Below are 23,874 nucleotides of genomic sequence, written 5' to 3'. Positions count from 1 at the left end.
AATGGAGCGACGCCGATCATGCCCCTTGCCGTAGCAAAAGGACTTACTGCAAGACTGCTGTGCACGCTTTCCCTCGCCCTGCTGGTGACGGGAGGCGGCGCGGCAGCCGCCGAGACTCTCTCGCGAGAGGAGCGCATGGAACTCGACCTCTCGGAGTACCGCGTTACCGACACGGATGCCGGCTACTTCGATGTCGAAGCGCGCATGGCCCTGCTGGACGATACCGACAACTCGATCCTGCTGCAGCTGCAAGACGAACTCGAGACAGGTCCCAGCTGTCGTCAGATGCTCAATTTCAAGCCCATTACCACGCGCGGGGGGATACCAGGCTTCTACCCCAACCCCGAGGAGTGGGAGCTCGCCACCGAACCGCTCTTCGCCTTCGAGGACAGTGTGTCGGTACTGGCCGGCAGCTTCGTTGCCAGCGGCGACACTTTTTATGCCGAGTGTCTGGTGCGTTTCCTGCACAGCTGGGCCGAGGCCAAAGCACTGACCACCTTCGTCTTCGACCCCAACGACCCTCAAGCCTGGTTCGCTGCGGAGTCGATGATATTTGCCGCCGCCATGGCTTACTCCATCGTGCGCCCCTACGTGGAAGGCATGGAGGAAGAACGCGCCGAGGTCGAGCAGTGGCTGCACGGTCTCGCCCTGCAGCACTCGGCGTTTCCCGGGCAGCCGGAGGAGAGTTGCTGCAATAACCACTTCTACCGCCGCGCCCTCTACGCCAGCATGATCGGTGTGCTGGTGGAGGACAACGAGCTGTTCCGCTTCGGAGTCAGCGCCATCTATTCGGCCCTGCACGACATGACCGAGGAGGGCGCCCTGCCCCTCGAGGTGAGTCGCGGCCGGCGTGCGACCCACTATCAGAACTATGCGCTCAGCTATCTCATCACCAACATGCAGATCATCCAGCGCCAAGGTTACGACATCTTCGATCTGGAGTACGAAGGCAATAACATTCACGAAGCCGTCGACTTCCTGTTCCGGATCCTGGGCAACCCGGCGGCGCTAGGCGATTACGCACCATTGGAGCAGTTCACCGGGTTCCTGCGAGATCCTCAGTACTTCACTTGGATGGAGATCTATCTCTCCCGCTTCGATCATCCTCAGATGGCCAGTTTCATTTCTCGTGTGCGCCCCACTTACAACCGCAGCGCTGGCGGCTTCGTCACCCTCTATTTCATGGATCCCGAAGCCCAGCAGCACGTCTATCTGGACGAAGAGCGCAAACGCACCGAAGCCTTCCGCGGCCTGGGCAATTGAACACGCGAGCAAGACATCACACACCACACAGAGGGGAACACATGGAACTGACTACGAATAGGACTCGACTCGTCCCCTCGCTGCGGCTGGCCGCAGCGCTGATCATGTCGGCATGGCTTGCCGGCTGTGCCGCGCCGGGAGGCTCTACTTCCGGCGCACATGCCCCCCCCGTTCCCGAGGGGTATGAGTCCTGGTTCGGCGGCGTCATCGACGCCGATATCTCCGGCCGGGACTGGGACGTCATCGACTACAGCCAACGGCTGATCGAAGAGGAGCGCTACGAGGAAGCCATGGAGCACCTCGACGCACTGATGGCGCGCAACGTCATGCCGGCTTTCTATGAGGCGGGCAAGCTCTACGAGCGCGGCATCGGCGTCGAAGCGGATCCCGCTAGAGCGGCCGAGCTCTACGGTCAGGCGCTGGAGCTGCAATCTCCCATACACGGCCATGCCTCGCTGCACCTCGGGCGCCTGTATCAGGAAGGCCGAGGCGTCAAGCAGAACGACGTGCTGGCCTATCACCTGCTCTTGCAAGCCGTGGAGGCAAACATCGATCAGGACGCCGAAGTCCGTCTGGCCGAGCTGTTGGCCAGTGGCGGCGAGAATGTCGAGGCCGATCCGGAGATGGCCAAGCGCCTTTACGAGCAAGCCGCTGCCCAGGGCGATGCTCAGGCACTGGAAGCGCTGGCCAAGGCACACTCCACCGGCGGATGGCTGGAGGAGGATCCTGCCGCGGTCATGAACTACGCCCAGCGCTACGCCGAGACGCTCGAGACAAAGGCCAGCGCAGGCGATACCGGCGCCATGCTGCAACTGGCGTCGCTCTACTCGGCGGATGGACTGCTCGGCGACCAACCCGAGCAGCGCGTTCGCTGGCTGCGCCAGGCCGCCGAGGCCGGTGACGCCGATGCCTTGGCCCGTGCCGGCCGCGAGATGGTCGACGCCGGCGATGCCGCCGGTGGCATGGAGCTACTCGAGGAAGCCGCCAATGAAGGGCACGTCGATGCCATGACGTACTACGGCGAGGCACTGTTGGAAGGCAGCGTTGGCCAACCGCAGCCAGTGCTCGCCGAGCGCTGGCTGCAAGCGGCGATCGATGCAGGCTCGGTGGATGCTCAGGTGATCCTCGGCCGCGCACTCGTCGAAGGCCAGGGAGGGCTCAACGATCTGCCCCGCGGCATGAACCTGCTCGAACAGGCGGCTCAACAGGATCACGCGCTGGCTCTGGCTCAACTGGGCTCGCTCTATCTCGACGATGAACGGGTCGCCGGCCAGCCTTACATCGCCGTCGAGTATCTCGAGCGCGGTCATGAGCTCGGCCACCCGTGGGCCACCCAGCAGTTGGGGGCCGCTTACCTCGAGGGACGCGGCGTACCTCAGGATCCCGCACGGGGTGAGGAGCTGCTGCGTCAGGCCGCCGAGGAAGGACAGACGGGCGCGATGCGGCTGCTAGGTGAAGCCTACCTGGACGAGGAGAGTCACGCTTTCGAACCCAGCCGGGGCGAGGAGCTGCTGCGTCAGGCCGCCCAGGCCGGCGATACTACGGCCATGACCCAGCTCGGCGAAGCCTACCTGGAGGGGCCGCTACGGGAAGATCCTTCCCAGGGCATCCAGCTTCTGACCCAGGCCGCCGAACAGGGTGACGCCTATGCCATGGTGGTCCTCGGTCGCGCCTATCGCAACGGCAGCGGTGTCGAACAAGACCTGAGCGAGGCCAACCGCTGGCTGACCCGAGCCAAGGAGGCAGGGCATGAATCCGCCGACGAGGCCCTCACTTACTTGCAGCGCGACCTCGGAGCCCAGGGCAACATAGAAGCGCTCGTCGCCGCTGCAGAGGATGGCCACCCCGGTGCAATGGCCGACCTCGGTCGCGCCTTTCGCGATGGAAATGGCGTCCAGCAAGACCAGGAGCGAGCCGAATACTGGCTGGAACAGGCGCACCAGGCGGGCCATGCCGGTGCGGCGGCTAGTCTCGGCCGCATGTACATGGATCGAGGCGCCACCGAGCGCGCCATCGACTATCTGGAAGCCGCCGTGGCCCGTGGCCACACAGGAGCCCGCAGCAGTCTGGGAGAAGCCTACCTGGCCGGTGACGGCGTCGAGCGTGACGTCGAACGTGGCCTGGAACTGCTGACTGCCGCCGCCGAGGCAGGCGACTCCCAGGCGGCTTTCCTGCTGGGCGAGGCCTACCAGAACGGTAACGGTGTGGAGCAGGACGCCGAACAGGCCGAACGCTGGTACCGTCAGGCCAGCGATGCCGGCGCCCTCCACGCGCGCGTGGGGCTGGGGCTCGCCTTGATGCGTGGCGAAGGTGCCATCGACCAGGATGTCGAACAAGGCCATGAACTGCTGCTGGGAGCCGCCGAGCAAGGGCACCCCGGAGCGCAGGCCATCCTCGGTCGCGAGTACCTCCGCGGCGAAAACATCGAGCGCGATCCCGAGCGGGGCGCCGACTACCTTTACCAAGCGGCCAGCCAAGGCCATCGCAGTGCGCGCCTCTCCCTGGCCCAGGCCTACCTGTCGGCACGCGGTCTGGAGCACGCCAACCAGCAGCAGGCCTTGCTGTGGCTCGACGATGTCTTCGAGAGCGAAGGACAGCTCGCCATCGAAACCCTGCGTCAGTTGCTCACCGACGAGGCAGCCCTTGCTGCCGCCGCCGAGGTGGACGTGAAGGCGGAAAAATGAACCCCTCTCTCCCATCGGCCAGGCCGGTGGGAGAGCCACCCATACCAGACAAGGCAAGGAAGATAGCGGTGATGCAACGGGAAGTGCGAATCACGTCATGGTTGCTGGGTCTGGTTAGCCTGGGTCTCACACTTGCACCAACCCATGGTGACGAGGAAGTTTCGACACCACGACTGGCTCCCTGTTCGGAACGCTACCCTCAAGTCGCCAGCCTTCAACCCAGCCATTGGCTTCAAACCGCCAAGCACAGCATTCGCGAGGATTACGCTTCGACCCGGGACTGGGGTACGGAGAACAACGCCCACCTGCTTGACCCGCTGGCCAGTGGGTTGCCGGAGCCTGCGCTACGCGCCCTCTACCCCAAGGACAGCTCCTCTCCCAGCGATGCCGACCAGGGTGGCATACCGCGCGGCGGGCTGGGTTTCTATACCCGGGAAGCCAGCTTGGAAAAAGCCGACAGGGCGTGTCTACACTATCAGTTACGGTTCGAAGCGAACTTTAACTTTGTCAAAGGAGGTAAACTCCCCGGGCTCTACGGAGGTGAGGCCCCCAGCGGCGGCGAGACGGTCACCGGCGAGAACGGTTACTCGCTGAGGCTGATGTGGCGTGAGGATGGCCAGGGCGAACTATATGCCTATCTGGTCGACCGGGAAGGCGAGTCCATTGGCCGTGGCTCCTGGTACTTCCCTCCCGGCCGCTGGGTCAACGTCGAGCAGGAGGTGATCCTCAACACGCCCGGAGAGAAGAACGGTGTCGTACGCCTATGGATCGACGGCTGGCCCGTTCTCGAACAGCGCAATCTTGTCTATCGCACCACGCCGGATCTAGGCATCGACGGGATAATGTTCTCGACCTTCTTTGGCGGTACCGGTGAGGAGTGGCGAACCCCACGCGACCAGCATGTCGATTTCGCCGCCTTCCGCCTGTTCGCCCCGAGCCGAGGGAGCGGCTGACACGGAACACAAACAGTCGCAGCGCTATCTATGCAGGAGGCCGATACGCTATGACGCAACCCGTACAAGATCTACGATCGAATGCACTGATTCACCTGAGCGGCATGACAACATGCCTGGCGCTGGCCTTCGGGGGCATCGCCCAGGTTCAAGCCATGCCTATTGAGGAGCGCGAGAAGCTCGACCTGTCCGACTACAGTGTCACCGACCCTGACGCTTCCTATTTCGATATCCAGGAGCGCATGGAGCTGCTTCAGGAGACGAACAACAGCCTGTTGATGCAGCATCGGGAGGAGTTGGCCAAGTACGCGCCGAGCTGCCGCCAGCGGCTGAATATACCCACCATCACAGAAAAAATGCGCATCCCCGGGTTCTATCCAACGCCGGATGACTGGAAGCTAGCCACCGAACCCCTGTTCAAGTTCGAGGATACCGTATCGGAGCTTGCCGGCGCTTATGTTGCCAGCGGCAATGAATATTATGCCGAATGTCTGGTGCAGTTCCTGGACAAATGGGCTCAGGACGATGCCCTGCTGGACTTCCACTATCACTGGAAGGAGCCCCAGGCCTGGTTCTCGCTGGAGTCGATGATCTTTGCTGCCGGCATGGCTTATTCCGTTGTCAGGCCGCATGCCGAGGGCTTGGGCGAGGAAAAAGGCAGGGTAGAGGATTGGCTCAACGAGCTGGCCAGTGTGCATATGGAGATCGAAGGAGCCGAAAGCAGCTGTTGCAACAATCATTTCTATCGCCGCGCTCTCTATGCCTCCATGATCGGCGTGCTGACCGAGGATGACGACATGTTCCGCTTCGGCGTCAGTGCCATCCATTCCGCGCTGCACGACATGACCGAGGAGGGGGCCTTTCCGATGGAGATGGAGCGCGGACGTCGCGCCACCCATTACCAGAATTATGCCCTGCTCTACCTGATTCCGATCATGGAGATCACGCACCGCCAAGGCTACGAAGTGTACGAGATGGAAGTCAATGGCGGGACCATGCACGATGCGGTGGATTTCGCCATGGATATTCTCGAGGACCCTTCCGTGCTCGGTGACCTGGCGCCGCGCGAGCAGTACACGGGTTTTCTCAAGGATGACCAGTACTTCGCCTGGATGGAGATGTATCGCGCACGCTTCGGCGAATCGCGCTTCGACGACTTCCTGGCGTCGATGCGCCCCATTTACAACCGCGGGGCCGGTGGCTACGCCACCTTGTACTTCATGGACCCCGACGTGCAGCAGCATCTGGTAATCGACGAGGAGGAGAAACGCCGGACACGCGCCTTCGAAGGACTGTCGAGAAATTGAAGCGGTACGATACGGCAAGGCCGGCACCAGGTGCCGGCCTTTATCTTTCTCTTCACGCCCGGTCGTGCTCAACCCTCGAACGGGTTGCGCAGCACGATGGTCTCATTGCGATCGGGGCCGGTCGAGACGATATCGATCGAGGTGCCCACCTTCTCCTCGAGGAAGCTGATGTAGGATCGGGCATTGGCCGGCAGGTCCTCGATGCGCTTGGCGCCCAGGGTCGATTCGCTCCAGCCCGGCAGGTCCTCGTAGAGCGGCTCGACCGCCTCGTAGCCCTCCGAATCGACCGGATTGTCGAGCACGTCGCCATCCTTGCTGCGATAGCCCACGCAGACTCGGATGTTCTCGAGCCCATCGAGGACGTCGAGCTTGGTCAGGCAGATTCCCGAGACCGAGTTGATCTGTACTGCATGGCGCAGGGCCACGGCATCGAACCAGCCACAGCGGCGCGGGCGCCCGGTGGTGGCACCGAATTCATGGCCGCGCTCGGCCAGGTGGCGGCCATGCTCATCGAACAGCTCAGTGGGGAACGGACCGGAGCCAACTCGCGTGGTATAGGCCTTGGTGATACCGAGTACGTAGTCAAGGTAGAGCGGCCCGACGCCGGAGCCGGTGGCCGTTCCTCCCGCCGTTGTGTTGGAGCTAGTGACGAACGGATAGGTGCCGTGGTCAATATCCAACAGCGAGCCCTGGGCACCCTCGAAGAGAATGTTTTCGCCGGCGCGGCGTAGTTCGTGCACCAGGCTCACCGTATCGCACACCATCGGGCGCAGTTCCTCGGCCATGGCCATGGCGCGGTCCAGTACTTCCTGGAAGTCGACCGCCTTCTCGCCGTGGTAGTTGACCAGCACGAAGTTGTGATAATCGAGCACCTCGCCCAGCTTGGAGGCGAAGCGCTCGCGGTGCAACATGTCACCCAGGCGCAGGCCGCGCCGCGCCACCTTGTCCTCGTAGGCCGGGCCGATGCCGCGGCCGGTGGTGCCGATCTTGGCCACGCCACGGGCCTTCTCGCGGGCCAGATCGAGGCGCACGTGATACGGCAGAATCAGCGGGCAGGCCGGGGACAGGCGCAGGCGCTCACGAACCGGCACACCCTTGTCCTCGAGTTCGCGTATCTCCTTGATCAGCGCCTCCGGTGACAACACCACACCGTTGCCAATGACACAGGTCTTGTCCTGACGCAGGATGCCGGAGGGAATCAGGTGTAGCACGGTCTTCTCGCCGTCGATCACCAGCGTATGCCCGGCATTGTGTCCGCCCTGGAAGCGCACCACCGCTGACGCGGATTCGGTCAGCAGGTCGACCACCTTGCCCTTGCCTTCGTCTCCCCACTGAGTACCCAGTACGACTACGTTCTTGCCCATTGTGTCTCGTCTCTCGTGTCGGCGCCGCGTTCGTGCGCGTCCATGATCCGGCCCCGCGGGCCGCGCTCGTCTTCCGGCCCGCTGCCGGTATCGTCCAATTCAGGCCTCGGCCGATTCGCCAACGCCTAGAGTGCCTCCGTCTGCCAACGGCCTTCGACCAGGACCAACCGCAGGCTGCAGCGGTGCGCCTCGGGAGGCGTCGTCTGTCCCGGCAGCGCCTGGACCACCCGGTGTCCGCCATCGCGCAGCGCCGCGATTGCCTCAGCCACGCCGTCTCCGCCAGCAGGTGCCCAGATGCCGTCACTGGCCGGCTCGCTCTGTACCAGCGTGGCGAGCAGCTTCAGGTCCATCGAAAAACCGGTGGCGGGACGGGCTCGTCCGAAGGCCTGGCCGGTATCGTCATAGCGTCCACCCTTGGCCAGTGCCTGGCCGTAGCCCGGCACGAAGGCGGCAAACATCATTCCGGTGTGGTACTGGTAACCTCGCAGTTCGGCCAGGTCGAAATAGAGTTCAACCTCGGGATGCTCTGACGCCACTCCCCGGTGCAGCGCCTTGAGCTGTGCCAAGGCTTCGTCTACGGCCGCCGGGGCTCCGGCAAAAGCTTCCCGCGCGCTATCCAGTACCTCCGGTCCGCCATGCAGGCGGCCTAGAGCCCGGAACATGTTCGCCAATGCGGGATCGGTCACGCTCGCCTCGACCTGCTCGGCCAAGGCGCCCGGCGACTTCAGCTCCAGCGCTTCGAACAGCACACGCTCCTGGTCGGGCTCCAGTTCGGCCGCCTGTACCAGGCTACGATAGATGCCGATATGACCCAGTGCCAAGTGCAGCTCAACGGCACCGGCCGCCTTGAGGCTCAAGAGCGCCAGGCGCAGTATCTCGAGATCCGCTTCCAGGCCGGCGTGGCCGAACAGTTCGACGCCGACCTGCACCGGGCTGCGCCCCCCTTGGTGCTGGTCGGCCTTGGCCCGCAGCACGTTGGTGCAATAACACAATCTGGCCGGGCCCTGGTGATGCATGGAGTGGGCATCCATACGCGCCACCTGCGGCGTCACGTCGGCGCTCACCCCCATCAGGCGACCGGTGAGTTGATCGGTCAGCTTGAAAGTCTGCAGGTCCAGGTCGGTGCCGGTGCCGGTCAACAGGGAATCGAGAAATTCCACCGGGGGCGGCATCACCTGATCGTATCCCCAACGGTAATAGAGATCGAGCAGCGTTCGGCGCAACTCTTCCATGCGGCTCGCCTGGGGCGGCAGCACTTCATCCATGCCGTCGGGCAGCAGCCAGCGGTCAGCAATGGTCATGTCGTCTATCCTGCAAGGCGTTTGGGCGGGCAAACAAAAAAGACCCAGAGGCAAAAAAGGCCCACAAAAAAACCGGGCCACGCCCGGTTGACTGATTCTATCACGTTTGACGGCCGGTTGAACCCCGCCTGCCCAAAGCGAGGAAGCCGGCCGCACTCCTGCGGCCGACTTCCTCCAGGCTTACTCCTCGCTCTGGATTTCCGGACTACGAAGGTAGCGGAAGAAGTCGCTAGTCGGGTCGAGTACCAGCATGTCCCGCTCGCCGTCGAAACTGTCGCGGTAGGCATTGAGACTGCGCCAGAAGGAGAAGAACTCGGGGTTCTGTCCGTAAGCCTCGGAGAAGATTGCAGCCGCCTCGGCATCCCCTTCACCGCGCAGGGTCTCGGCCCGCTCAGTGGCCTGGGCCAGCAGCACCTGGCGCCGACGGTCGGCGTTGGCGCGGATGCGCTCGGACTCTTCCTGCCCCTGGGCGCGCCACTCGCGGGCCTCACGCTCGCGCTCGGAGCGCATACGCTCGAATACCGCTGCCGAGACATCCTCGGGCAGGTCGATGCGTTTGACCCGCACGTCGAGGATCGACACCCCGAGTTCCTCGCGCATCAGCGAGTCGAGCTCCTGGGTCGGCCGGATCATCAGGTCGTCGCGGCGCTCGGCGATGATCTGCTGCAGGTCCAGGCGACCGAACTCGTTACGCAGGCTTTCGTCGACCCGCGGCTGAATCAGGCGAATCGCCATCATCTCGTCGCCTGCCGTGGCCTCGTAGTAGCGGGTGGGGTTGACCACCTGCCACTTGACGTAGGAGTCGACGATCACCGCTTTCTGCTCGAGGGTCAGGTAGCGGCTGGTATCGGTATCCAGCGTCAGCACCCGGGTATCGAACTTACGCACGGTCTGGGTAATAGGCACTTTGAAGTGCAGCCCGGGCTGGATGTTCTCTTCGATGACCTCACCGAAGCGCAGCTTGACGGCGCGCTCGGTCTCGTCGACCACATAGAGGCTGTTGCTGGCGAGCCAGGCAACGGCAGCGAGGCCGCCCACGATGATCAAGGAACGATTGTTGACCATTTAGCGACCCTCCCTGCGGATACCACCGGTGTTACTACCGCCCTGCGTCGATGAAGACGTGCGCAGGCGCTCGAGCACGCGCGGGTCGAGCTCGCCGCTTTCGCCGCTTGACGCGTCGCCGCTGCCTTCGCCGGCAGCTCCGCCGGGGCGCTGGTCGAGCGGCAGGTACATCAGCGGTGCGTCATCTCGCACGTCAAGCATGACTTTCGGCGTACGGGCGAAGACGTCGGCCATGGCATCGATGTAGAGGCGCTCGCGCATGATCTCCGGTGCGTTGCGGTACTGTGCCAGCAGCGCGTTGAAGCGGTTGACCTGACCCTGGGCCTCGGCCACCACCGATTCACGATACCCTTGGCCCTGCTCGACCAGACGCTGGGCCTGCCCTTGGGCAGCCGGGATGATGGCGTTGGCGTAGGCCATGCCCTCGTTGATGGTCCGCTGGCGATCCTCGCGAGCCCGGATTACGTCATCGAACGCGTCGATGACCGGCGCCGGTGCCGAAGTCGACTCGATGTTGATGGTCTGCAGGCGAATGCCGGTCCCGTAGCTGTCCAAGTAGGTCTGCAGACGGCTGGACACGGAACTGCCGAGGATTTCACGCCCGGAGGTCAGGATCTCGATCATGTCGGTACCGCCGACCACGTGACGCAATGCGGAATCCAACGCGTTCTCGATGGAGAGCTGCGGATTGCGCACATTGAGCACGAAGTCGCGTGGATTCGCCACTTGGTACTGAGCCGAGATCTCGACCTCGACGATGTTCTCGTCGCGGGTCAGCATCGACTGGGTCTGGGTCAGTGAACGCACGCGGGTCACGTTGACCATGCGCACGTCGTCGATCAGCGGCGGGTTCCAGTGCAGGCCGGGGCCCACCACCGTCTGGAATTCACCAAAGCGCAGCACCACACCACGCTCGGCCTGGTCGACCAGGTAGAAGCCCATCGCCCCCCAGATACCCAGGGCAATGATGAGCAACAGCCCGGGCAGTGCAAAGGTATTGCGCGGACGCCCCCCGCCCTTGCCGCCGCGGCCGCCGCCACCTTTGCCGCCGCGGCCACCGAGCATGCTGTTGAGCTTGTCCTGAAACTTCTTCAGGGCCTCGTCAAGGTCGGGTGGCCCCTGGTTGCCCCCGCGGTTACCACCGCCGCCGCCATTACCACCGCCGCGTCGGCCCCCGCCACTCCAGGGGTCATGCTGGTTGCCGCCACCCGGCTCATTCCAAGCCATACGTCGTCTCCACTCTGCGTTACCCCCCGCCGGCGTCTCGATCGGCCGCATGGGGAGATCGGTTGCTATCCTGTAAACAGCCAAGGGCGTCTGGTGCCGCTATTGTCAGGGAAACCAGCCAGTCGGCCAGGACAACCACAGTTGTCAAGCATCCCACACCGGCCGCTGGCGCAGCTCGGACGGCAGGTAATCCTCCGCCCGCTCACCCATCCGGGCCATCAACTGCAGGAAGTCGCGGCGCGGCAAGCGTACATCGAGCCGCACCTTTCCGCCCTCTTCGAAATGTTCTTCTCGTACGGCACCAAGCTCATGCAGGCCCGCCCTCAGGCGACCCTGCTGCGGTGCCAGGCTCACGCTGAAATCGATGACATCCTCCGCCAGGCATTCCGAAAGAGCCTGGCCGAGCAGTTCCAATCCGCGCCCATCGCGTGCCGACAGCCACACCACTTCGGGCCGGCCCTGCCCGTCGCGCTCTATCCTCGGTGCACTGTCGAGCAGATCGATCTTGTTCATTACCTTGAGCATCGGCACATCGAGCGCACCGATCTCGTCGAGTACGCCTTCGACCTGAGCTACGTTGACTTCGCGATCGGGATCGGCGGCATCGATCACGTGCACCAGCAGCGACGCCTCGGCCGCCTCCTGGAGTGTGGCCTGAAAGGCCTCCACCAGCTTATGCGGAAGATGGCGGATGAATCCCACGGTATCCGCCAGCACCACCGGACCGACGTCGCTGACTTCCAGTCGCCGCAGAGTCGGGTCGAGCGTAGCGAACAACTGGTCGGCCGCATAGACCTCCGACGAGGTCAACGCATTGAACAGGGTCGACTTGCCGGCATTGGTATAACCAACCAGCGACACACTGGGAATCTCCGCCCGTGCCCGCGCACGACGGTTCTGGCTGCGCTGGCTGCGCACCTTGTCGAGCCGCTTGTGGATTGCCTTGATGCGCGCCCGCAGCAGCCGACGGTCGGTTTCGAGCTGCGTCTCACCGGGACCGCGCAGGCCGATACCGCCCTTCTGGCGCTCCAGGTGAGTCCAGCCACGCACCAGGCGGGTGGACATGTACTCCAACTGGGCCAGTTCAACCTGCAGCTTGCCTTCGTGGGTACGTGCCCGCTGAGCGAAGATATCGAGTATCAGCCCCGTGCGGTCCAGCACCCGGCACTTGAGCTCCCGCTCCAGGTTGCGCTCCTGGGAAGGGTTCAGGCCATGGTTGAAGATGACGAGTTCGGCACCATGCACCTTCAGCGCCTCGCGGAGCTCCTCCAGCTTGCCGCTGCCGATGAAGGTGCGCGAATCAGGCCGATGCCGGCTGCCAGTAAGCAGCATGGCCGGCTCGGCACCGGCGGAACGGACCAGTTCCATGAACTCGCCCGGATCCTCGCGTTCGCGCTCGTCCTGGAAATCGACATGGACCAGTACTGCCGTTTCGCCGGCATCGGGTCGTTCAAAAAACAATCAATACCTCACGCGTTGCTGTCCGGCTGAGCCGCAGGATCCTGCGGCGGCAGCCGCACGTTGCGCGAAGGCACCACAGTGGAGATGGCATGCTTGTAGACCATCTGACTGACGGTGTTGCGCAACAGGATCACGAACTGATCGAACGACTCGATCTGTCCCTGCAGCTTGATGCCGTTGACCAGGAAAATAGAAACCGGAATGCGCTCCTTGCGCAGGATGTTCAGGTACGGGTCTTGAAGGGACTGCCCTTTGGACATGTTACCTCTCCCTAAATCATTCTAATGAGGGGTGGAATTGTGTTCTTGCTCGGCTGGTCACCCGGCCACTCGAAGCCAACATCTTACGCTAAGAGCCCGTTTCACGCACGAATTTCAGGACATCGTCCAGCGCAGTCGGGCTCTGGCTATCGACCCAGTGTAGTCCCGGCCAACTGCGCAGCCAGGTCAGTTGACGCTTGGCCAACTGCCGGGTCGCCACGGTGGTGCGATGACGCAACTGCTCGAGATCACCCTGACCGTCGAGGTATTCCCATACCTGACGATAACCCACGCTCTTCATCGATGGCAGCCCTGGATGCAGGTTGCCACGAGCCCTCAGCGTCTCGACTTCGGCGATGAGACCGGCCTTCAGCATGACCTCGAAGCGTGCCGCGATCCGCTCATGCAAGACACTACGATCGAAAGGCGTAAGTCCTATCGACAGCACTTCCCAAGGGAAGGTTTCAGGTTGTTGCCGTTGCCATAGTTCGGTTAGCGTCGTGCCGCTGGCCCGAAAGACTTCCAATGCCCGCATCAATCGCTGCGGATCGTTGGGATGGATACGCCGGGCGGCTTCGGGGTCGACCCTGGCGAGCTCGGCATGCAGCCCGGCCAGCCCGCTGCTCTCGGCCTCTCGGGCCAATTCGGCACGTATCGCCGGGTCAGCCGCCGGAAGGTTGGCCACGCCCTCGAGCAAGCGCTTGGCGTACATCATGGTGCCGCCCACCAGCAGCGGAATGCGCCCGGCTGCGGTGATTCGTCGCATCTCGCGGCGCGCATCCTCGCGGAAGTCGGCCGCCGAGTAGGGTTCGGCCGGGTCGCGGATATCGATCAGCCGATGGGGCGCGCGCGCCAACTCCTGCGGCGACGGCTTGGCACTGCCGATATCCATGCCGCGATAGACCATGGCCGAGTCCATGCTGATCAGCTCACAGCCGAGCCGCTCATGCAGGGTGATCGCCAAGTCGGTCTTGCCGGCGGCGGTCGGCCCCATCAGCAGAATGGCGAGAGGGCGTGCAGACATTTGGGACGTTTCCTTACTGCCCGCGCAGGAACAGACGATCGAGCTGCTTGAGTGACATCTCGGTCCAGGTGGGGCGGCCATGGTTGCACTGGCCGCTGCGCTCGGTGCGCTCCATGTCACGCAGCAAGGCGTTCATCTCGGCCGTGGTCAGGCGGCGGTTGGCGCGCACGCTGCCATGGCAGGCCATGGTGGCCAGCAGCTCGTCGATGCGAGCCTTCAGACGATCGGAACGGCCGTAGCGCTCCAGGTCGCTCAGCATGTCGCGGATCAGCGGCTCGACATCGGCATCGGCCAGCAGCGCCGGCACCTGTCGCACCAGCAGGGTCTCGGGACCGGCCACGTCGAGCTCGACACCCAGGCGGCTGAAGGCGCCGCGTTCGGCTTCGGCGGTGGCCACCTCGGCATGGCTGGCCGCCATCGACACCGGCACCAGCAGCGGCTGCGCCTCCAGCGCCCCGCCATGCACCTGGTCCTTCATGCGCTCATAGACGATACGCTCATGGGCTGCGTGCATGTCGACGATGATCATGCCCTGCGCCGTCTGCGAGAGAATGTAGATGCCGTGCAACTGGGCGATGGCAAAGCCCAGCGGCGGTATTCCGCTGCCCTCTTCCGCTGCAGGCAATACCGGCGATTCGGCCATGGCCGAGGCCTCTCGCACCGGCCGTGCTGCCATGGCGCGATCCGTTTCCCCATCGGCAGGCTGGGGTGTGAGCAGGTGTTCCTCGTGTTCGGGATGCAGCGCGCGGTAGCCGCTCATGAAGGCGCGTACGCGATCGGCCGTGACTCGCTCTGCCTGGTCGCTCGTCTCATGCAGCCTGATGGGCTGCTGCTGCCAGCGTCCGGCAGGCTCACGCACCGCTCGCTCACTGTCGGGACTGGTGCCCGAGGCTGTCTCGCCAGCGGCGTCTGCCCCCGCTACGCTGCCCTCGTGCGGCTCGCGCCCCCCCGGACGTGCCTTGGCCAGCGCCCGGTGCAGGCTGGAGAAGAGGAAATCGTGGACCAAGCGGCCATCGCGAAAGCGCACCTCATGCTTGGTGGGGTGGACATTGACATCCACCACTGCGGGGTCGACCTCCAGATAGAGCACGAAAACCGGATGCCGCCCATGAAAAAGCACATCGCGATAGGCCTGGCGAATGGCGTGCGCCACCAGCCGGTCGCGCACCACGCGGCCGTTGACGAAAAAGTACTGCTGATCGGCCTGAGCGCGGGAGTGGGTCGGCAGGCCAACCCAACCCCACAGTCGCAGGCCGCCCGCCTCGAGATCGAGATGCAGGGCGTTGTCGAGGAAGCTCTTGCCCAACAGGGCTGCAATACGCCGCTCGCGGCGGGCGGGATCGTCGCCCGCCGGTAGCTGGTGCACGGTCTTCTGGTTGTGGCGCAGCACCCAGCCAATGTCGTAGCGCGACAGCGCGAGACGACGGAAGGCTTCCTCAACGTGGCCGTACTCGGTCTTCTCGGTGCGCAGGAACTTGCGTCGTGCCGGGGTGTTGAAGAACAGATCGCGCACCGTCACCGAAGTGCCCCGCGGATGTGGCGCCGGGCTGACGCGGGGCTCCATCTGGCGCCCTTCGGCCACCACGCGCCAGCCGCTGCGCGGGTCGTCCTCTACGTTGGCGACGAGCTCGAGGCGCGAGACCGAGCTGATGGACGCCAGCGCTTCGCCGCGAAAACCCAGGCTAGCCACACCCTCGAGTTCCTCCAGCGAGGCGATCTTGCTGGTGGCGTGGCGCGATAGCGCCAGCGGCAGGTCGTCCTCGGCGATACCGCTGCCGTCGTCGCGCACGCGAATCAGCCGCGCCCCGCCGGACTCCAGTTCCACCTCGATACGGGTGCTTCCGGCATCGATGGCGTTCTCGACCAGTTCCTTGACCACCGACGCCGGCCGTTCCACCACCTCGCCGGCGGCAATCTGGTTGGCGAGTCTGGGATCGAGAACGCGGATGCGCCGGGTTTCTTCGACTACCGTCATGAGCGGGGAATCCGTAATACCTGTCCGACGCGGATCACGTCGCCATTGATTTCATTGGCCTGCTTGAGCTGGGCCACCGGCACGCCGTGGCGTGCGGCGATCTGTGACAAGGTATCGCCCGGCTGGATACGGTACTCGTTACCGGAGGGCGTACGCTGGTTGTCGCGCTGCCAGGCCAGCAGGCTTGCCGGTGGCGGGTTACTGTGAAAGTGCGCCTGTATACCCTCGAAAATGGACTCCGACATTCGCTGCTGATGGCCCGAGTCGCGCAGACGGCGCTCTTCGTCAGGGTTGGAGATGAAGCCCGTCTCGATCAGCAGAGAGGGGATGTCGGGCGACTTCAGGACCATGAAGCCGGCCTGCTCGACCCGTGACTTGTGCAGCCGATTGACGCGCCCCAACTGGTCGAGAACCTGCCCACCGATGGCCAAGGAGTCGTTCAGGGTAGCGGTCATGGTCAGGTCGAGCAGCACGCCGCGCAGCACCTCGTCCTTGTCGTTGAGCGAGAGATTGCCATCCACGCCACCGATCAGGTCGGCCTGGTTCTCGCTCGCTGCCAGCCATTGGGCAGTCTCCGAGGTAGCGCCACGCTGGGATAGCGCGTAGACGGAGCTGCCGTTGGGTCGCGGGCTATTGAAGGCGTCGGCATGGATCGAGACGAAGAAGTCGGCCTTCTGCTCGCGCGCGATTCGGGTGCGCTGACGCAGCCCGACATAGTAGTCGCCATCGCGAATCATCACCGCTCGGAAGCCCTCGGTGTCGTCGACCAAGCGCTGCAAGCGCCGGGCGATCTCCATCACCACGTCCTTCTCCCGCGTACCGCTGGGTCCGATGGCACCCGGGTCCTCGCCGCCATGACCGGCGTCGATGGCAATGATGATATCACGCCGTGGATGCGGCGCCGCCGGCTGCTGCGCCACCACCTCAGGATCGAGACGTGGAGATTCGCCGTCAGCCTCGCCGTGGTGTCGATTGGCGGCGATCTCCTGTTCACGGATCATCGCTTCGATCGGGTCGATGGGGTTCTGGACAGCGCTCTCGCCAGGGTACTCCATGTCGACGACCAGGCGGTGGCCGTACTGCTCGTTGGGTGGCAAGGTGAAGTGGCGCGGCTCGACTTCGCGCGATAGGTCGAGTACTACGCGCAGGCCGCCACCGTCGCGAACCCCGCTGCGTACCGCGGTGATCGCACTGCCTTCCAGCTCCAAGCTCGACAGGTCGGTATCGAGTCCGCTCTGGTCGAGGTCGATCACCAGCCGTCGCGGGTTGTCCAGCGTAAAGATGTTGGCCTCGGCATGGTCGGAGAGGTCGAACACCAGCCGCGCATGATCCGGCGCCGCCCACAGGCGGATATTGTCGACCTGAGCCGCCTGGGTGGGCGCAACCAGGGCAGTCAGCAACGTCAAGGCCAGCAACAGGTGGCAGCGGACCGCTCGCCCGACATGACCAATGGGCAGATATCGCGTACTCATCACGGCGTTTCACGCTCTCCGTCGCTGATCATGTCGGCAAGGGCGGTATCCCGCGCCAGCGCCTCGAGTACTGACCGGCCATGCTCGGTATGGGCTTCGAGCCGGGCCGATCGGCCGTGGCCATAGAGTGACAAGGCTATCGTCAGGTCGGGCGTCGGCAGCCAGCCTTCGCCTCGGCTGGGCCATTCGACGATGCATAGGGCATCGTCGGCGAACAGGTCGCGCCCGCCAATGAACTCCAGTTCCTCGGCATCGCCCAATCGGTAGAGATCGAAATGGTAGACCCGCCCGCCTTGCCATTCGTAGGGCTCGACCAGCGTGTAGGTGGGGCTCTTGACCGCTCCGGCATGGCCGTGGGCACGCAGGATGCCCCGGGTGAGCGTAGTCTTGCCCGCGCCCAGCTCGCCCTCGAGATAGATGCGTCCTCGCCCCTCCAAGGCTCGACCCAGGCACTGCCCGAAGACGACCTGACGGTCTTCGTCATCGAGTCTTATGCGCATCATGGCCCCCTGCAAGCGAATGGAACCCTGGTTCGAACCCAGGGTTGACGATAACTCGGGCATAGGATGCCAGATCGGCAGCCAGCAGACCACGCTCCCCCGCGTCGCGTACCGCCATGTCGGCCGCCAAGGCATGAATCATGACACCGAGTCTTGCTACCGTTTCCAGCGCTAGACCTTGGGCCAGCAGGGCCCCAAGGATGCCGGTGAGAACGTCGCCCATGCCCCCCGAGGCCATGCCAGGGTTGCCGTAAGGGCACACCGCCATGCCATCCGGCCCCGCCACCAGACTGCCGGCCCCCTTGAGCACGACCACCCCGCCGTAACGCCGCTGCAGTTCGCGCACCGCCGCGGGCCGGTCGGCCTCCACTTCCGCCGCGCTACAGCCCAGCAGGCGCCCCGCCTCGCCCGGGTGGGGCGTCAGGACCCAGTCGTCACGGCGCTGGCCGCCGAAATGCGAGGCCAGCAGGTTGAGGCCATCGGCATCCACCACCAGCGGCCTGGACTCGGCCAGCGCCGCCTGCAGCATGCCCTGTCCCCAGGCACCCTGCCCCAGCCCGGGCCCAATCACAATGACGTCAGCCTTGCCGGGCAGGTCGCCAAGCTCGGCGGCGCCGCGCAGGCCGTGCACCATCACTTCGGGGCGGTAGGTCAGGCAGGCAGTGACATGCTCGGGTGCCGTGGCGAGACTGACCTTGCCGGCGCCCAGGCGTGCCGCGGCCTCGCTGGCAAGCAGCGCCGCCCCGCCGAAGCCCGGCGCGCCGCCGAGAATCAGCACGTGGCCCATGGCCCCCTTGTGGGCGTCGCGGCTGCGCGGTGGCAACCATATTCTCAACAGGTCCTGATCGAGCAGTTCCGCGGCCGGCGCCAAGTCGGCATGGCTGCGCGCATCGACGCCCAGGGCGCGAAAGTGGACCTCGCCGGTCAGCGCCGGCGCACGCCCGGTGTGCAGGCCGATCTTGTCACCGATAAAGGTGACCGTGCGCGTAGCACGCACCGCCGTGCCGAGTGCGGCGCCGGTATCGGCGGCAAGCCCGGAAGGGACGTCGATGGCCAGTACCGGCAGTCCGCTGACGTTGATCGCCTCGATGGCTTCGCGGAATGTGCCCCGCATCTCACCCCCCAGGCCGGTGCCGAGCAGTGCATCGACGACCACCTCGCCGGAAAAAACGATTCCCTTGGACCAGGGTTCCAGGCCCACCCCCGCTGCGGTGGCCATCTCGGCGGCACGCGCCGCGTCGCCCTCGAGCGCCGCTACCGGCTTGAGCGCGATGCGCTGTACCTCGACCCCGGCGACAGATGCCAGCGCCGCCAACACGTGCCCGTCGCCGCCATTGTTGCCACCGCCGCACAGCACCGTGATCCGCTTCACGCCGGGCCAGCGCGCCTTGAGACTCTGCCAAGCCGCCGTGGCCGCCCGCTGCATCAGCGCGAAGCCTTCGATCCCGGCGGCGATGGTACGGCGATCGAGTTCGCGCACCTGCTCGGCCCGATAGAGCGGACGCAGCACGAGCTGCGATTCGTCGGAACGATTCCCGGGCATTCAGTGTCTCCCTGCCAGCATTGCTTTATCATGGGAGTGTAAGCGCCGTGGTGCGCTCGCCAATCCCCCCGCTGTATATTTACCCGGTTTTTTCTCGATCATGCCCCACCCTGCGACCCTGGACGACAATGCGCTGGCCGAGTTGGCCGCGACCATCAAGACCTGGGGCCGCGAACTCGGCTTCCAGCAAGTGGGCATCGCCGACGTCGACCTGGCCGAGGACGAGCGCCATTTTCAGCGTTGGCTCGACGCCGGCTACCACGGCGAGATGGGCTTCATGGCCAAGCACGGCACCAAGCGCACACGCCCGGAGGAGCTGCTGCCCGGCACGCTGCGTGTCGTCAGCGTGCGCCTGGATTACCTGCCCGCCGAGGTCGAGAGCGCCAAGGTACTGGGCCAGCCGGAAACCGCCTATGTCTCACGCTATGCGGTGGGTCGCGACTACCACAAGCTGATGCGCAAACGCTTGGCGACCCTGGCTCAGTGGATCCAAGAGAAAGCCGGCCCCTTCGGCTATCGCGCCTTCGTCGATTCGGCCCCGGTCATGGAACGGGCACTGGCACGCAAGGCCGGGCTCGGCTGGGTGGGCAAGAACGCCATGTTGCTCAATCCCAGGGCCGGTTCGCTGTTCTTCCTCGGCGAGCTCTACGTCGACCTGCCGCTGCCGGTCGATCCGCCGTTCGACGCCGAACACTGTGGCAGCTGCAGTGCGTGTCGCACGGCCTGCCCCACCGGCGCCATCGTCGAGGACAAGGTGGTGGACGCCCGTGCCTGCATCTCCTACCTCACCATCGAGCTGTTCGGCAGCATTCCCGAGCGCTTCCGCGAGGCCATGGGCAACCGCGTGTTCGGCTGCGACGACTGCCAGCTGGTCTGCCCCTTCACCCGCTTCGCCCGCGCCACGCAGGAGGACGACTTCGCGCCGCGCCACGACCTCGACCGCGCCAGCCTGGTGTCGTTGTTCGGCTGGGGCGAGGAGGAGTTCCTCGACAAGACCGCCGGCAGCCCGATCCGACGCATCGGCTACGAGCGCTGGCTGCGCAACCTGGCGGTAGGACTGGGCAACGCGCCCTGGAGCGAAGCGGTAGAAGCGGCACTGCGCGCCCGCCTCGCCTATCCCTCCGACCTGGTGCGCGAACACGTGCGCTGGGCACTCGGGCGGCAGCGGGAAAAGCGTGGCAGGCTGATTGCCAGCCAAGCCTAGCTTCTTACTCCTCCTCGTCGCGCTCGCCGCCCGCCAAGCGCAAGAACGTATTGCGATAGTGGGCCAGCTCGGCCAGCGATTCGCGGATATCGTCCAGCGCCTGGTGCGTGTTGCGCTTGCTGAAGCCGGCCAGCGCGCCCGGGTTCCAGCGCTTGGCCAGCTCCTTCAGGGTCGAGACATCCAGGTTGCGGTAGTGAAAGAAGCCCAGCAGTGCAGGCATCTCGCGCTCGAGGAAGCGCCGGTCCTGATGGACGCTGTTGCCACACATGGGCGAGGAGCCCGAGACAACGTATTGCTGCAAGAATTCGAGAGTCTGTCGCTCGGCCTCGGCGGTATCGATGCGGCTCTGCTTGACCCGCTCGACCAGGCCCGACTCGCCATGGGTCTTCTGGTTCCAGTCATCCATGCCCGCAAGCAGGTCATCGGACTGGTGCACGGCAATCACCGGGCCTTCGGCGATGAGGTTGAGGTCGCTGTCGGTGATCAGGGTGGCCACCTCGATGATGCGCTCGCGCTCGGGCTCCAGCCCGGTCATCTCGAGGTCGATCCACACCAGTAGATCCTCGCGTGGCGCGGGAGTATTCGGCATTGGGGCAAGCTCCAGGTTGAAGGGCGCAGCAGGACAGGTCGGGCCACGCTGGGTACAATGCCTCCTATTGTAACGATCTTCGAGCGCCCATGAGCAAACGCAAGCTAAGTCGCCAGCAGCGCTGGCGGATCGAAAAGGTTCAGGCCGAGCGGTCTCGGCGCGCCGAGCAGCGCGACGCCATGGATTCGCAGAAGCTCGCCGCCGGCGAATACGGCCCCGAACGGCCTGGCCGCGTCATTGCCCATTACGGTCGTACTCTCGACGTGCAGGGCGATGCCGAGGCCGAGACGGTGCGCTGCCATCTGCGCGCCAACCTCGAAGGGTTGGTGACCGGCGACCGGGTCATCTGGCGCGCCGCGCATGACGTCGCGGGGAATATCGTGGAAGGCGTCGTCGTGGCGCGCAGCGAACGCCAGAATGTGCTCGAACGCCCCGACCCCCGCGGTCAACTCAAGCCGGTGGCGGCCAATATCGACCAGATACTGATCGTTTTTGCCGTCGAACCCGTTCCCCATCCCAACCTGATCGACCGCTACCTGGTCGCCGCCGAGGCTACCGGCATCGCTCCGGCGCTGGTGCTCAACAAGATCGACCTGCTGCCCACGGACGGCGGTGAGCTGCGCGCCCTGCTGGCCCGCTACGAAGCGCTGGGTTATCCGGTGGTGACGACGACGACTGCCCGCGACGATGGGCTCGACGCCCTGCTGGAACGCCTGAGCGGGCGCACTTCGGTGTTCGTCGGCCAGAGCGGCGTGGGCAAGTCGTCGCTGATCGATCGCCTGCTGCCCGATGAGTCGCTGCGTATCGGCGAGCTGTCGAAGGACTCGCGCAAGGGTACCCATACCACCACCACGGCACGCCTCTACCGGTTGCCCGCCGCCGACGACGCCGAGCTGATCGACTCGCCGGGGATCCGCGAATTCGGCCTGGTGCACCTGGACGAGCAGCAGGTCGCCGAGGGCTTCATCGAGTTTCGCGATCTCCTCGGCCGCTGCCGCTTCCGCGACTGCCGCCATCGCCATGAGCCGGGCTGTGCCCTGCTCGAGGCCGCGGAGCGTGGCGATATTCATCCTCAGCGTTTTGCCAGCTATCGCCATATCGTCGATAGTCTCAGCGAGACCTGATCAGGCCTGCATCGCGAGTTATAAAGGATAAGGAGAGCGCCATGAGTTCCGAAGAGAATCTGCTGCCGCTGATCGTCGAACCCGAACAGCTCGCCGAATACCTGGACGATCCACAGCTGCTGATCGTCGATGTGCCGCTCAAGGCAGAGAGCTACGCGGAGGGGCATGTCCCTGGCGCCGTATTCCTCGATCACCGCCGCCTGATGCGTGGCGAAGGCGAAATCCCCAACGAGGTGCCTAGTCCCGAAGCACTGTCGCAGCTGTTCTCATCGCTCGGGCTGACCCGCGACACCCACGTGATAGCCTACGACGACGAGGGCGGCGGCTGGGCCGGGCGCCTGCTGTGGACGCTGGAGCTGATCGGCCATACCCGCTACTCCTACCTTAACGGCGGCATCCACGCCTGGCGTCAGACCGGCCAGCCCGTTGCTCATGAGCCGACCTCGCCGACGCCAAGCGACTACGAAGCCGAGATCCTGCATCCGGAGGTGGCCATCGACCGCTTCGAGCTGCAGGAGCGGCTCCACGAGAAAGGCTTCGCGGTATGGGACGCCCGCTCGCCGGAAGAGTACCGCGGCGAGAAAGGCGACAATCGCCAACTCGGCCATATTCCCGGCGCGGTGAACATGGAGTGGACCGAGGCCATGGACAAGGAGCGAGCCCTGCGCATCCGCGACTACGCCGAACTCGTCACCGAGCTCGAGGCGCTGGGGCTCACGCCGGACATGGAAGTGGTCACACACTGCCAGAGCCACCATAGAAGCGGCTTCACCTGGCTGGTGGGCAAGGCGCTGGGATTCGAGAAGATACGCGGCTACGCCGGCTCCTGGAAGGAGTGGGGCAATCGCGACGATACGCCGATAGAGAAGTAAGCTGGAAGACGCGGCTGCGCCGCTCGAAGAGGGAAGATCGGTGCTTTGCACCTGGCAGGGCAAGGGCTCGCCTCTTCCTTCTTCCCTCTTCCTTCTTCTTTCTTCTTTCTTCCACCCCCTCTTGAGGAATGACTCCTTCGTGACCCCCGCCAAGCTGTTTTCCCTGATCCAGTACCCGATCCCCCACCACCTGCTGTCGCGGCTGGTGGGCTTTCTTGCTGAATGTCGCGTCGCCTGGCTGAAGAACGCACTGGTCCGCGCCTTCATCAAGGTCTTTGAGGTCGACATGCGCGAGGCCGCCGAGCCCGATCCGACGGCCTACGCCACCTTCAACGACTTCTTCACCCGGGCACTGAAGCCGGAGGCACGCCCCCTCGGCGAGGGCCTGCTCTGCCCCGCCGACGGCAACATCTCACAGTTCGGTCCCATCGAGGCGGACCGCCTGCTGCAGGCCAAGGGGCACCGCTTCTCCGTGGTCGATCTGCTCGGCGGTGACGCCGAGGCCGCGCGGCGCTACAGCGGCGGCAGCTATGCCAACGTCTATCTCTCGCCCAAGGATTACCATCGCGTGCACATGCCGCTGGCCGGCACCCTGACCGAGATGGTCTACGTGCCGGGGCGGCTGTTCTCGGTCAACGCCGCCACCACCGACCACGTGCCCAACCTCAGCTCTTCACTGGGTACCT

At 64.7% G+C, this 23,874-nt stretch carries 20 protein-coding genes; 8 read left to right on the top strand and 12 right to left on the bottom strand.

The window, feature by feature from the left end:
• Window positions 1–18 precede the first annotated feature (18 nt).
• The 4 genes from HBJ55_RS15830 to HBJ55_RS15815 all read left to right on the top strand — a co-directional run bounded on the left by HBJ55_RS15830 (window position 19) and on the right by HBJ55_RS15815 (window position 6,207).
• Window positions 19–1,263 (top strand): alginate lyase family protein, encoded by a 1,245-nt coding sequence (locus tag HBJ55_RS15830; RefSeq protein WP_167117025.1) that lies wholly within the window; start codon window positions 19–21, stop codon window positions 1,261–1,263.
• 41 nt (window positions 1,264–1,304) lie between these two features.
• Window positions 1,305–3,947: an SEL1-like repeat protein gene (locus tag HBJ55_RS15825; RefSeq protein ID WP_167117021.1), complete on the top strand. Its 2,643-nt coding sequence runs from the start codon at window positions 1,305–1,307 to the stop codon at window positions 3,945–3,947.
• 71 nt (window positions 3,948–4,018) lie between these two features.
• On the top strand, window positions 4,019–4,900 hold the full coding sequence (locus HBJ55_RS15820) for a polysaccharide lyase (RefSeq protein WP_167117018.1): 882 nt from the start codon (window positions 4,019–4,021) through the stop codon (window positions 4,898–4,900).
• Window positions 4,901–4,950: 50 nt separating this feature from the next.
• The gene (locus HBJ55_RS15815; RefSeq protein ID WP_240936156.1) at window positions 4,951–6,207 is read left to right on the top strand and encodes an alginate lyase family protein; all 1,257 of its coding nucleotides are present in this window, start codon (window positions 4,951–4,953) and stop codon (window positions 6,205–6,207) included.
• Window positions 6,208–6,275: 68 nt separating this feature from the next.
• On the opposite strand, the gene HBJ55_RS15810 is transcribed toward HBJ55_RS15815, so the two are convergent.
• From HBJ55_RS15810 to HBJ55_RS15760, 11 genes are all read right to left on the bottom strand, one after another.
• Complete coding sequence (locus tag HBJ55_RS15810) at window positions 6,276–7,571, bottom strand: adenylosuccinate synthase (RefSeq protein WP_167117015.1); 1,296 nt, start codon at window positions 7,569–7,571, stop codon at window positions 6,276–6,278.
• A gap of 125 nt (window positions 7,572–7,696) precedes the next feature.
• The gene (locus HBJ55_RS15805; protein ID WP_167117011.1) at window positions 7,697–8,872 is read right to left on the bottom strand and encodes an ATP phosphoribosyltransferase regulatory subunit; all 1,176 of its coding nucleotides are present in this window, start codon (window positions 8,870–8,872) and stop codon (window positions 7,697–7,699) included.
• Window positions 8,873–9,052: 180 nt separating this feature from the next.
• Window positions 9,053–9,937: a protease modulator HflC gene (hflC, locus tag HBJ55_RS15800; RefSeq protein WP_167117008.1), complete on the bottom strand. Its 885-nt coding sequence runs from the start codon at window positions 9,935–9,937 to the stop codon at window positions 9,053–9,055.
• Complete coding sequence (gene hflK, locus HBJ55_RS15795) at window positions 9,938–11,164, bottom strand: FtsH protease activity modulator HflK (RefSeq protein WP_167117003.1); 1,227 nt, start codon at window positions 11,162–11,164, stop codon at window positions 9,938–9,940.
• Window positions 11,165–11,308: 144 nt separating this feature from the next.
• A complete protein-coding gene (hflX, locus tag HBJ55_RS15790) occupies window positions 11,309–12,625 on the bottom strand; it encodes a ribosome rescue GTPase HflX (protein WP_167116999.1) in 1,317 nt (438 codons plus the stop codon).
• An 8-nt stretch (window positions 12,626–12,633) separates the two neighbouring features.
• On the bottom strand, window positions 12,634–12,885 hold the full coding sequence (hfq, locus tag HBJ55_RS15785; RefSeq protein WP_103968388.1) for an RNA chaperone Hfq: 252 nt from the start codon (window positions 12,883–12,885) through the stop codon (window positions 12,634–12,636).
• Window positions 12,886–12,973: 88 nt separating this feature from the next.
• Complete coding sequence (gene miaA / locus HBJ55_RS15780; RefSeq protein ID WP_167116996.1) at window positions 12,974–13,909, bottom strand: tRNA (adenosine(37)-N6)-dimethylallyltransferase MiaA; 936 nt, start codon at window positions 13,907–13,909, stop codon at window positions 12,974–12,976.
• Between the two features lie 13 nt (window positions 13,910–13,922).
• Entirely contained in the window at window positions 13,923–15,884 is a 1,962-nt protein-coding gene (mutL, locus tag HBJ55_RS15775; protein ID WP_167116993.1) for a DNA mismatch repair endonuclease MutL, read from the bottom strand.
• Complete coding sequence (locus tag HBJ55_RS15770) at window positions 15,881–17,356, bottom strand: N-acetylmuramoyl-L-alanine amidase (RefSeq protein ID WP_240936155.1); 1,476 nt, start codon at window positions 17,354–17,356, stop codon at window positions 15,881–15,883. The genes mutL and HBJ55_RS15770 overlap by 4 nt, the downstream gene beginning before the upstream one ends.
• The gene (tsaE, locus tag HBJ55_RS15765) at window positions 17,356–17,856 is read right to left on the bottom strand and encodes a tRNA (adenosine(37)-N6)-threonylcarbamoyltransferase complex ATPase subunit type 1 TsaE (protein ID WP_167116990.1); all 501 of its coding nucleotides are present in this window, start codon (window positions 17,854–17,856) and stop codon (window positions 17,356–17,358) included. Before tsaE ends, HBJ55_RS15770 begins: the two co-directional genes overlap by 1 nt.
• Window positions 17,837–19,399, bottom strand: coding sequence for an NAD(P)H-hydrate dehydratase (locus HBJ55_RS15760; protein WP_167116987.1), 1,563 nt, complete (start codon window positions 19,397–19,399; stop codon window positions 17,837–17,839). The genes tsaE and HBJ55_RS15760 overlap by 20 nt, the downstream gene beginning before the upstream one ends.
• A 100-nt stretch (window positions 19,400–19,499) precedes the next feature.
• Between HBJ55_RS15760 and queG the strand changes: the two genes are divergently transcribed.
• Complete coding sequence (queG, locus tag HBJ55_RS15755) at window positions 19,500–20,603, top strand: tRNA epoxyqueuosine(34) reductase QueG (protein ID WP_167116984.1); 1,104 nt, start codon at window positions 19,500–19,502, stop codon at window positions 20,601–20,603.
• Window positions 20,604–20,607: 4 nt separating this feature from the next.
• Here queG and orn read toward each other — a convergent pair whose 3' ends face one another.
• On the bottom strand, window positions 20,608–21,192 hold the full coding sequence (gene orn, locus HBJ55_RS15750; RefSeq protein WP_167116981.1) for an oligoribonuclease: 585 nt from the start codon (window positions 21,190–21,192) through the stop codon (window positions 20,608–20,610).
• A gap of 89 nt (window positions 21,193–21,281) precedes the next feature.
• On the opposite strand from orn, the gene rsgA reads away from it, so the two are divergent.
• The 3 genes from rsgA to asd form a co-directional block, all read left to right on the top strand.
• Window positions 21,282–22,316: a small ribosomal subunit biogenesis GTPase RsgA gene (gene rsgA, locus HBJ55_RS15745; RefSeq protein ID WP_167116978.1), complete on the top strand. Its 1,035-nt coding sequence runs from the start codon at window positions 21,282–21,284 to the stop codon at window positions 22,314–22,316.
• Window positions 22,317–22,357: 41 nt separating this feature from the next.
• Entirely contained in the window at window positions 22,358–23,188 is an 831-nt protein-coding gene (locus tag HBJ55_RS15740; protein WP_167116975.1) for a sulfurtransferase, read from the top strand.
• Window positions 23,189–23,327: 139 nt separating this feature from the next.
• Window positions 23,328–23,874: archaetidylserine decarboxylase (gene asd / locus HBJ55_RS15735; RefSeq protein WP_167116972.1), on the top strand; the 547-nt coding region annotated here is incomplete at its 3' end.

Source organism: Billgrantia bachuensis (assembly GCF_011742165.1).
Classification (GTDB): domain Bacteria; phylum Pseudomonadota; class Gammaproteobacteria; order Pseudomonadales; family Halomonadaceae; genus Halomonas; species Halomonas bachuensis.
Note: the sequence above shows the minus strand (reverse complement) of the source record. Positions and strands in the feature narration are given on the sequence as shown.

What these genes read in the sequence shown, in the direction of transcription:
- hfq (WP_103968388.1), bottom strand. Translation starts at nt 12,885, where the DNA reads ATGTCCAAAGGGCAGTCCCTTCAAGACCCGTACCTGAACATCCTGCGC.
- hflC (WP_167117008.1), bottom strand. Translation starts at nt 9,937, where the DNA reads ATGGTCAACAATCGTTCCTTGATCATCGTGGGCGGCCTCGCTGCCGTT.
- HBJ55_RS15740 (WP_167116975.1), top strand. Translation starts at nt 22,358, where the DNA reads ATGAGTTCCGAAGAGAATCTGCTGCCGCTGATCGTCGAACCCGAACAG.
- rsgA (WP_167116978.1), top strand. Translation starts at nt 21,282, where the DNA reads ATGAGCAAACGCAAGCTAAGTCGCCAGCAGCGCTGGCGGATCGAAAAG.
- HBJ55_RS15830 (WP_167117025.1), top strand. Translation starts at nt 19, where the DNA reads ATGCCCCTTGCCGTAGCAAAAGGACTTACTGCAAGACTGCTGTGCACG.
- HBJ55_RS15805 (WP_167117011.1), bottom strand. Translation starts at nt 8,872, where the DNA reads ATGACCATTGCTGACCGCTGGCTGCTGCCCGACGGCATGGATGAAGTG.
- HBJ55_RS15760 (WP_167116987.1), bottom strand. Translation starts at nt 19,399, where the DNA reads ATGCCCGGGAATCGTTCCGACGAATCGCAGCTCGTGCTGCGTCCGCTC.
- mutL (WP_167116993.1), bottom strand. Translation starts at nt 15,884, where the DNA reads ATGACGGTAGTCGAAGAAACCCGGCGCATCCGCGTTCTCGATCCCAGA.
- HBJ55_RS15825 (WP_167117021.1), top strand. Translation starts at nt 1,305, where the DNA reads ATGGAACTGACTACGAATAGGACTCGACTCGTCCCCTCGCTGCGGCTG.
- hflK (WP_167117003.1), bottom strand. Translation starts at nt 11,164, where the DNA reads ATGGCTTGGAATGAGCCGGGTGGCGGCAACCAGCATGACCCCTGGAGT.
- HBJ55_RS15820 (WP_167117018.1), top strand. Translation starts at nt 4,019, where the DNA reads ATGCAACGGGAAGTGCGAATCACGTCATGGTTGCTGGGTCTGGTTAGC.
- queG (WP_167116984.1), top strand. Translation starts at nt 19,500, where the DNA reads ATGCCCCACCCTGCGACCCTGGACGACAATGCGCTGGCCGAGTTGGCC.
- tsaE (WP_167116990.1), bottom strand. Translation starts at nt 17,856, where the DNA reads ATGCGCATAAGACTCGATGACGAAGACCGTCAGGTCGTCTTCGGGCAG.
- HBJ55_RS15770 (WP_240936155.1), bottom strand. Translation starts at nt 17,356, where the DNA reads ATGAGTACGCGATATCTGCCCATTGGTCATGTCGGGCGAGCGGTCCGC.
- orn (WP_167116981.1), bottom strand. Translation starts at nt 21,192, where the DNA reads ATGCCGAATACTCCCGCGCCACGCGAGGATCTACTGGTGTGGATCGAC.
- miaA (WP_167116996.1), bottom strand. Translation starts at nt 13,909, where the DNA reads ATGTCTGCACGCCCTCTCGCCATTCTGCTGATGGGGCCGACCGCCGCC.
- HBJ55_RS15815 (WP_240936156.1), top strand. Translation starts at nt 4,951, where the DNA reads ATGACGCAACCCGTACAAGATCTACGATCGAATGCACTGATTCACCTG.
- HBJ55_RS15810 (WP_167117015.1), bottom strand. Translation starts at nt 7,571, where the DNA reads ATGGGCAAGAACGTAGTCGTACTGGGTACTCAGTGGGGAGACGAAGGC.